This window comes from Stieleria sp., from assembly GCF_041595215.1.
Lineage (GTDB): Bacteria > Planctomycetota > Planctomycetia > Pirellulales > Pirellulaceae > Stieleria > Stieleria magnilauensis.
On the sequence record NZ_JBFHKV010000267.1, the window covers coordinates 1 to 8,823 of the forward strand.

The following is an 8,823-nucleotide window of genomic DNA, read 5'->3' on the forward strand; positions in this document are numbered from 1 at the left end:
CTTCGTTTCGCAGCCCAGTGCGGTGGCCATCTCCCGGGCCGACTGAAATCGTTTTGCCGGATCTCGGTCCATGGCTTTTCGCACAACACCGGCAAACGGTTCTGGCAATTCACTGACGTCGACTTCGCCCTTGAGATGTTTCATCAAAATCTCACCGACACTTTCTCCGACGAACGGAGGCTTGCCGGTCAGCATTTCGAACAGCATGACGCCCAGCGCGTACAGGTCGACGGTTTTGTCGTACCGTCCCATGCTGATCTCCGGCGCCATGTAGTGCACGCTTCCCACGGTCATCGTATGACCGCTGGCGTGACTGACCGTGATCACTTTGCTCAAACTGTAATCGCCGATTTTGACGATGCCGTCTTCAAAGAAAATGTTGTGCGGCTTCAAATCCCGGTGCACGATCCCGGCATCATGCAGGTAGTCGATTCCTCTGGCCAATTCGCGAACAAAGAACAACGCTTGCTCGGGCGTAATGCCCTCCGGCGAGGCGTCCAAGATTTCACGCAGCGACGCACCCGAGACGAACTCCATGATCACCCAGGGCGTTCCATCGAGTCCCTCTTTGACATCGAAAATCATCACCAGATTGGGCGACTTGAGATTCATGCAGTGGCCGATGCCGCGCAGCTCGATGTCTTCGTAATTCTGCACCGCTTTCAAGGCGACTTCGCGGCCGGCATCGCTGGTGGCAAAGTAGACTTCGCCGAATCCGCCACGGCCGAGGGCGTGCCCGATCGTGTAACCCTCCAGTGGCCGATCGCCCGGTTGATAGTGAAAAGCTGCCATGCGGCGATCCTACGACAAATGGATTTGATTGAGTGTAAACCGCGTCTCGCCGAGCAAGACCGAGCGATCGGCTTCCAACTGGTGGACCTCGCCACCGGATCCGGCGTACTTGATCGCGTAACCGTCCGCAGCACGAAAAACGACGATCGGGCGTTCGCAACCGGAAATCGAAAAGTGTCCGCCCCGCGGGGAAAACAGCAATGAATCCGCCATCAGGGCCGCACAGCGAATCTCTCGCTTGGCCAGCCCCGCACCGGACAGCTGCAGCACCGCCGACCCGCTCGCCGGCACCGGCTTGCGAAACTTCAATCGACCGCGTCGCCCGAAACCGATCGAGTCGCCGTTTGCCAGCAGTCGGCGTTTCGTCGGCTGGTCATTGACACCAAATTCGGCTTCCGACTCGGCAAAATAGTCATCGCCCGCCCGGCGGATGAACAAGGCTGCCGAAGGGCCTTCGGTTTGCAGCGGCAGATCGTAGCGTTGGGATCGGGAAGAGGAACCGACCGTAATCCGATCGGCATCGAGCAACAAGACCGCCCCTAGCCCATCCACCCGCAATACCCAAGCCCCGAAACAGGTGTCCGGCACCTTATTGGGAGCTTGGGGGGAATGAGGGGCGGAGGTAGTGAGTGGGAGGCTGCCGTCGAGTAGTCCCAGCGGGCCCGATCGCACGTTGGCGGCGTGACGGGACAGTTCCGCGAGGGTCTGGCGCGTCTCGGAAATCCATCGCGTTGGGCCGACGACCTGGCCGACCAGGGCCAACTGATGATCGGCATCGGTGTACTTCCCCTGGCCAATCCGCTCCAACGCGGTGATGCATCGATTGAGACTGGTTCGAAGTTCATCCAGACGAGCATCGGTCGGTGCCAGCTGGAGTGCCTCGCGCAAACATGCGGCGGCGCGATCCAATCGACCGCTTTCCAGGTCGCCGACGACGCGTTGGGCAATCTGAGGAATTATCGCATTGAGCTTTTCGGCCACCAGATGATGGCGTCGGACATCGGCATCAAGCGACTGAAGGATCGCGATTGCGGTGCTCCAATCGTCTGAATCCATCGCCCGCTCGATCCGAGTGGCTGCATCGACCGCCAAATGGCGTTTGCGTTCGATTTCGGCGGCGAGCCTGGAATGGGATGGACCGGTCGGCAAAAGATTTTGTCCCAAAGTGAAGTGCCCCAACTGAGCTTGGATTTTAGCTGCTTGGGAGGAATCTTGCTCTGTGACGTCCCGCGAATGCTGCTCTGACTGCATTCGATTGATTTGCTCAGCCAAATCAGCGACTTGCTCGGTTCGCCCGGCCAGCATTTGTGCTTTGTCACAGTCGGCTCGGGCATCGCCGTAGCGTTGTTGCGCAAGATGCTGTTGTGCACGGCAGACCAGTTTCTCAATCAGCACGTCCGTGAGACGTTGTCCCTCGCGATACTCTCGCTGTGGCGTCGCCATGAGTCGGTCAAACGCTTCCTCCAAACGCCCTGCAGCGATCACGGTTGCGATACGTTTGAGTTGAACAGGAAGCACGGTGCGGGTGTCCCATGAAGGGAGAGGCGGACGGGAGGAACGAGCGGCTGGGGCGGGATCTTTGCGGCTGGGAAATTGCTCAGCGATGACCAACGACCCTCCCCTCGCTTCGCTCGACCCTCCCGCACACGGGAGGGTGATACAAGCTGTTTGGGCACCAATGTCTGGCAGACCGGTGACGTCGATTCCGTCGGAGCACATCACTCGGTTTCAACGGTCACCATCGTTTTTGCGTCTTGGCCGTCGCCGAAGTACTCGTCGAACTCCGCCAGGACCTGATCTTCACTTTGATCCTGGTCGATCAGGTCGATGGCGAAGACGTCTTGTTCGTGATCCAAGACACGTTTGGCAACCGCCAGTCGCATTTCGATCTGCTGCAACAACTGATCGGCTTGGGACAGTTGGCTGCCGTCGACGTGGATACCGGATTCCAACTTGGACGCTTGAACCAATCGAGCTTGCGCGGCCAGCGACTCGACCTGCTGTTCCAATTCGGCTTTCCGGTGTCGCATCGAATCCAAGGACGCCAGCGCCGCGGCCAGCGACTCCTCGCGTTTTTCCAGTAGGCGTTCCTTGCTGGCCAGCGCGAGTTGTCCGGTTTTGTAACGGTCCAGCCGCCTGGAGAGTTGTTCGGTGATTTGGGAACGGGTCCAATTGCGGCCGCCGGCTTGGAAGGACACGGTTTGCGTCCGCAACTGTTCACGCAATTGGGAGAGCGTTGCCTGTTCGTTTTCCAGACGTTTTTCGGTTTCCGAAACATCTCGCTGAAGTGCCGCGATCTCGACTTCTTCCTGTGCGATGGTTCGCACTTGGGCCTGCAAATCGGGCAAGATGGCTTCGATCAGATCGCGGGCGCGTCGCAGTTCGAATTCGACAGGGACGTGCTCGTTGACCGAATCGCGAACCGATCGGGCCGACGTGCGGACATAACTGAAAAAACCGGGCCCCAGCAACAGCACGCCGCCGATCAGGACCGCCAGGAATGCGGCGACGGAATATTTGACCGCTCGTAACATGACAACCAACCTTCAAAGAGGGAATGCGACCTGAAAATGACCGATTGCACGGTCCTCAACAGGGCAGTCGTTGGTTTGCGAAAAATGTGACAGAGAAATTGAAAAAGTTTTTTGCCGCCGCCGATCGGCCCTCCGGTGACCACCGATTCGGCATCCTGTAAATCACCGATCGCGATTCCGGTGCTGCCAGCGTTCTGCGACGATCGCGCATTCCGGGTGGATGTGTCGATTAAAAATTGATCCGTTACACTGCGGCACGTGACGCCCCGCTGACACGTGATCACCTAGCCGGACGCAACGACACTGCCGCGGCGGTGCATTTAGAAACTCGACCCCCGATTGCAAACGATGGCCTTTCTCAAGCGTATTCACCCAACCCCGCCGACGCGGGGCGGCCTGCGAGGGGCTCTGCTGTTGGGCTCCTTGCTGGTGCTGCATGGGTTACCGGGATGTGGGTCGGCCGGTTCGGATGGGGCGAACGATGCTCTGTCGCCGGTCCGCCATGCGACCGACGGCGCCCCGAGCGAGACTGGCGATGACTCCGGCGGTCGACAACACGATGCGTCGCAAGCGTCGCTGTCCGATGGCGACGATGGTTTGGCCGCAGCCAAAGCGGCGTGGCGAGCGGGGGATCTGGATGTTGCGTTCAACTTGTTATCGAAGCACTTGATCAAAACGCCGGAGGATCCCGCGACGTTGCTGCTTGCCAGCCAAGTCGAACTCGCACGGGGCAACCGATCGACCGCGATCGAACTGGCCGAGGCCATTGATCCCAAGTCACCCGAGGCCGGCGAGGCGACGAAGTTCCTGGTGCAGCAGTCCATTGAAGCGAGCCGACCCGAAGACGCGATCGATCGGCTGATCAAGGCGTTGGACCAAAATCTCACGTCGCCCGACCAGACAGTCCAATGGCGGCATCAGCTTTGGGCACTACTCAATCGCACCGGACGTCGCCAAGAAGCATCCGCTCATGCGGATGTACTCTGCCGATCCGGCCATTTCAACCGTGCGCTGTTGATTTCGTTGTTGCGTCGAAACGAATCCTATCCGATGGCGCTGAAGGACAAGGCGCCGCAAAGCGTTTTCTATCCGGGGTTGGGACTGGCACGCTGGCATTTTTCGCAAGGGGAATTCGAACAGGCCCTGGACCAATTACAGAACCCGGTTCCCGCAACCTTTCCGCCCGCAGCCAAAGCGCTTGTCGGACGACTGTTGGCCGAGACTCAAGCGACCGAGCCGTTCGTCCAATGGTATTCCCGTTGCGATGACGCGACGATGCAGTTCAGTGATTATTGGGTGGCCTTGGGGATTTACTTCTATGATCAGCATCAATTCCAGGCGTCCGCCCGAGCATTGCTGGAAGGGATCGCGATTGATCCAACCGACGATGACGCCTGCCACCGATTGTCACGCGTTCTGGCGGCGTTGAATCGAGCGGAAGACGCCGCGGTGATACGGGAGCACGCGATTCGCGTCGCGGTGCTAAGAGCCGTCGCCAAGCAACTCGCAGTGCAGCCGACCGATCCCGATCTGGTCGAGACGCTGCCCGAAAAACTTCTGACACTCGGCAGGCCTTTCGAATCCATCGGTTGGGCGCTGCTGGACGTGTCGCGCTCCAACACCGCGAAACAAAACGCGTTGCTGCAACAGCGTGAGATGTTGCGCAACCAGCCTGAGGTTTTACGGATGCCGACCGAGATCGCACTCGCGGAAATCGATCGCAACGAGTTTGCCATGTCCGAGGCGATCGACGCATTGGCTGCAGCGGCGTCCTCGTCGACCATCGCTGACCGATCGGCTCTGGCGGGCGACAAACGGAGTGAAACGCCGCAGGCCATTCCTGCTGCGGCGCCGGCCCCGACACTGGAAAACGTTGCGGCGCAGGTCGGCATCGATTTCCAGTGGTATCACGCGGCCGAGATCGATCTGGCATCGATACCGCTGCACCAAATGATGGGCGGTGGGATCGCCGTGTGCGACTATGACCTGGACGGGGATCCGGACGTTTATTTCGGTCAAGGTTCCGGTGATCCGCCGAGTGGGCGGAGCACGCGTTCGAATCAGCTGTATCGAAACCTGGATGGGCATTTCACGAACGTCACGACGGATTCCGCCGTCGAAGATGATCGGTATTCCACCGGCATTGCGGCTGGTGATGTCAACCAAGATGGCTTTCCCGACCTGTTCCTCGGTGCCTTGGGGGACAACCGGTTGTTGCTTAACTGTGGAGATGGAACCTTTCGCGATGCGACCGCGGCGCTCGGCACGTGCAGTCCCCAATTCACCAGCTCGGTCGCCATTGCTGATTTGACCGGCGATGCGATTCCGGAATTGTACGAATGTGTGTACGTGGAAATGGAAGGGGGTTTTCGGCTTCCCGAACGAGATCCGCAGGGACGTGAGCTGGTGCCGAATCCGAACGACTTTTTTGCCGAAGCAGATCGCTGGTATGCGGGACGTGGTGACGGTCGTTTTGAATTGAGAGAACTGGACCGCAGCCAGATCGAACCGGGGACGTCGTTGGGATTGGTCATCACCGATATCGATTCCGACGGACAGAACGATGTGTTTGTCGCCAACGATGCACGGCCGAATCACTTGCTGATGCATTTTGGCGAGCCGCCGGTCCGCGACGTCGCCGTACTCAAAGGACTTGCGTTCGGTTTTCGAGGTTACAGCAATGCCTGCATGGGGATTGCCACCGGAGACTTCAATCGGGATGGGCGTTTTGACTTGGCAATCACCAATTACGCCGACGAACCGAACAACCACTTTCTGCAAGGCGACAGCGGAGTGTTCAGTGACTTTGCCACGCGATACCAAATCAATCAACCGAGCGAACCCTATGTCGGGTTTGGAATCAAAGCGATCGACCTTCATCGCAACGGTTGGCTCGATTTCTTCGTCACCAACGGACATGTGTTTGATCAGCGCGACCGCGGCAAGCCGTTTCAGATGCCCCCGCAGGTGCTGCTCAATCAGGCGACGAAGTTTGTCGCCAGTGACGTCACCGACTCTTCGGGATATTGGCAAGGTCGCTACGTCGGACGGTCACTGGCCAAGATTGACTTCGATGGAGATCACGATGTTGATTTCCTGGTCGGGCACCTGGACGCACCGGTTGCACTGCTGGCCAACAAAACCGAACGGATTGGAAACGGGATCCAACTGGAACTGGTCGGAACGCACAGCGAACGTGACGCGATCGGCACCCGCGTGGTCGTGACTGCGGCGGGGCAGACGTGGACGGACTGGGTGACGGCCGGAGATGGCTACTTTTGCTCTGACGAACCGGTGTTGGACTTCGGCATTGGCAGCGCCGAGCGGATTGATGCAATCGAAGTGCACTGGATCTCCGGACACCGTCAGGTGTATCGCGATCTCGCGGTCAACCAACGACTTTTGCTCGTCGAAGGCTGTGACGAGCGATATGTGCGGGACGGCACAGTTCGTGTCGGACACTGATCCGCCCTCCCACGTCCCACCACACCAGGGCGTTTCCCGGGCAATTCAAGCAATACTTTCGGGGGGTTTAGATCGTTCTCCCTGCTCATTTTTCTAGATTTTTTTGAAAGAACGTGCCCATTTGCACGTGTGCCGGCCTCAGCCTGCGCATACTGGCGATCGAGTTAAACGTCAGGTCAGGTTTGTCACGGTTTGTGTCACCCCCATCGTTTGGCTTTAGGGGCGTCTGATTTATCAGTGTTTGTTCTTGGTGTTTTTACTTCTTGTTGAGTGAGGTGTACATGTTTTCTCGCAAAAGGGGCTCGCGGGGTTTTACCCTGGTCGAGTTGTTGGTGGTGATTGCCATCATCGGAATTTTAGTTGGATTATTGCTTCCCGCTGTTCAGGCAGCGCGTGAAGCGGCTCGTCGAATGAGTTGCAGTAACAATTTCAAGCAGCTTGGAATTGCGATGCACAATTACCATGCGGCGTTCAAGCAACTGCCGCTGCACGGTGCCGGCACGGGGATTGGGTTGAATACCCCGAACTGGTGGCAGCAGGGCAATGACGCTAGTAAGCAGTGTCTCAGTGCTCTGGTCGGTTTGGCGCCGTTCTTCGAACAGCAAGGATTGTGGGACAACATCTCCAATCCCAGCACACAGACGGTCACGGGGGCAGCTCCGCCGTCGAACACCAATTTGACCAACCCGCAACGGTGGCCCGCGATGGGGCCGAGCCCCCGGAACTTCTCGACGAGCCCGGGCTACATTCCGTGGGCGACCGAGATTCCGATGCTGCGTTGCCCGAGTGATCCGGGTGTCGGCTTGCCCGCATTGGGACGAACGAATTACGCACTTTGCATGGGTGATTCGCCAAGTCCTTGGCACAACAGTTTCAAGAACGGAAATCTGACGGATTCGGGATCATGGGCTCACCGCGCGGCCCGGTCGGTCAATCGCGGGATATTCATGAATCGTCGCGCGTCGAAGTTTCGTGATGTGCTCGACGGGTTGGCCAACACGATTGCCATGGGCGAGATTCGGACCGATTTGGGCGACCGTGACATCCGGTCGGCCGCTTCGTGGCGTGCTCGAGGCAGTCAGGACGTCAACAACAACCCCTCGTTCTGCCGGGACGCGGATGAAATCGATCCCGACCAGCCGACCAAGTGGTGTAGCGGTGGCAATTGCACCGACCCACAACGCCTGGTCAGCGACAGCAACAGTTCACGAGGCGCCAGTTGGGCCAATTTCCGCGCGATCATCACACAGACGTTTACGGTGCTGCCACCGAACAAAGAGGTCTGTGTCGGTCAGTGGATCGATGGCCCCGGCACTTGCCCGCCCAGTAGTAATCACCAGGGCGGTGCGCACGTGCTGATGGGTGACGGTGCGGTCGTCTTCATGACCGACTCGGTCGAAGCGGGCGATCCCCGTGCCGGCGGTGTGCGGATGGGACAAACCGGTCCGCGTTCGCCGGGCTCTCAAAGCCCCTATGGTCTGTGGGGCGCCCTCGGCACCAAGGCCAGTGGAGAAACGATCGAAGAGCAATTGAACCAGTAAGCGGTTCGATTCAACCGAATGCTTCAATGCGACCTCGCCCACCGAAACGTGGGCGAGGTTTTTTGATCCCGATTTCGTTTGGAAGGATCGATGCGCCGGAAATTGGTAAGCCCCAGGCTAGCGGGCTGTCGATATAGTCGATGTTCTGAAAACAACGCGATGATCTTAGCCCGATGCGTCAGCGAGGAGCGCCGCGTGGCCCCTTGCAAACGCATGCGGGCTTAAATCGACAGGCCGCTAGCGCCGTTCCGCTAACACCGTGAGCCGAATGTCGGCGGCATGACCCCGAAGGGTGTCAAAGCCAGTAGCCGGAGGTGAGCGCAGCGACACCTCCGGACATCCAATCCCCCACATGACACGACCCCGGAGGGTGTCGAAGCAAATCTCGCTCGAGCCCTCGGACCCGGCCTGCCGCCGCGATTGGATCGGCATCTCGATCGGAAACACGGACTACCCCGCCGCCGGCGGATCGATTCGCTGCGACCCCGTCC

General features: G+C 58.9%; 5 protein-coding genes. 2 read left to right on the forward strand and 3 right to left on the reverse strand.

Going from position 1 to position 8,823, the window contains the following annotated elements; genetic code table 11:
* From ABX749_RS12365 to ABX749_RS12375, 3 genes are all read right to left on the reverse strand, one after another.
* A partial coding sequence (locus ABX749_RS12365; RefSeq protein WP_372896258.1) for a serine/threonine protein kinase occupies nt 1–792 on the reverse strand: 792 nt, incomplete at its 3' end.
* A gap of 9 nt (nt 793–801) precedes the next feature.
* Nucleotides 802–2,310, reverse strand: coding sequence for a hypothetical protein (locus tag ABX749_RS12370; protein WP_372896259.1), 1,509 nt, complete (start codon nt 2,308–2,310; stop codon nt 802–804).
* Nucleotides 2,311–2,510: 200 nt separating this feature from the next.
* Nucleotides 2,511–3,326, reverse strand: coding sequence for a signal peptide-containing protein (locus ABX749_RS12375; protein ID WP_372896260.1), 816 nt, complete (start codon nt 3,324–3,326; stop codon nt 2,511–2,513).
* A 348-nt stretch (nt 3,327–3,674) separates the two neighbouring features.
* On the opposite strand from ABX749_RS12375, the gene ABX749_RS12380 reads away from it, so the two are divergent.
* Nucleotides 3,675–6,791, forward strand: a complete 3,117-nt coding sequence (locus ABX749_RS12380) for an FG-GAP-like repeat-containing protein (RefSeq protein WP_372896261.1) — start codon at nt 3,675–3,677, stop codon at nt 6,789–6,791.
* 281 nt (nt 6,792–7,072) lie between these two features.
* Nucleotides 7,073–8,332 (forward strand): DUF1559 domain-containing protein, encoded by a 1,260-nt coding sequence (locus ABX749_RS12385; RefSeq protein WP_372896262.1) that lies wholly within the window; start codon nt 7,073–7,075, stop codon nt 8,330–8,332.
* The last annotated feature ends 491 nt before the right edge of the window (nt 8,333–8,823 follow it).

What these genes read in the sequence shown, in the direction of transcription:
- ABX749_RS12375 (WP_372896260.1), bottom strand. Translation starts at nt 3,326, where the DNA reads ATGTTACGAGCGGTCAAATATTCCGTCGCCGCATTCCTGGCGGTCCTG.
- ABX749_RS12380 (WP_372896261.1), top strand. Translation starts at nt 3,675, where the DNA reads ATGGCCTTTCTCAAGCGTATTCACCCAACCCCGCCGACGCGGGGCGGC.
- ABX749_RS12385 (WP_372896262.1), top strand. Translation starts at nt 7,073, where the DNA reads ATGTTTTCTCGCAAAAGGGGCTCGCGGGGTTTTACCCTGGTCGAGTTG.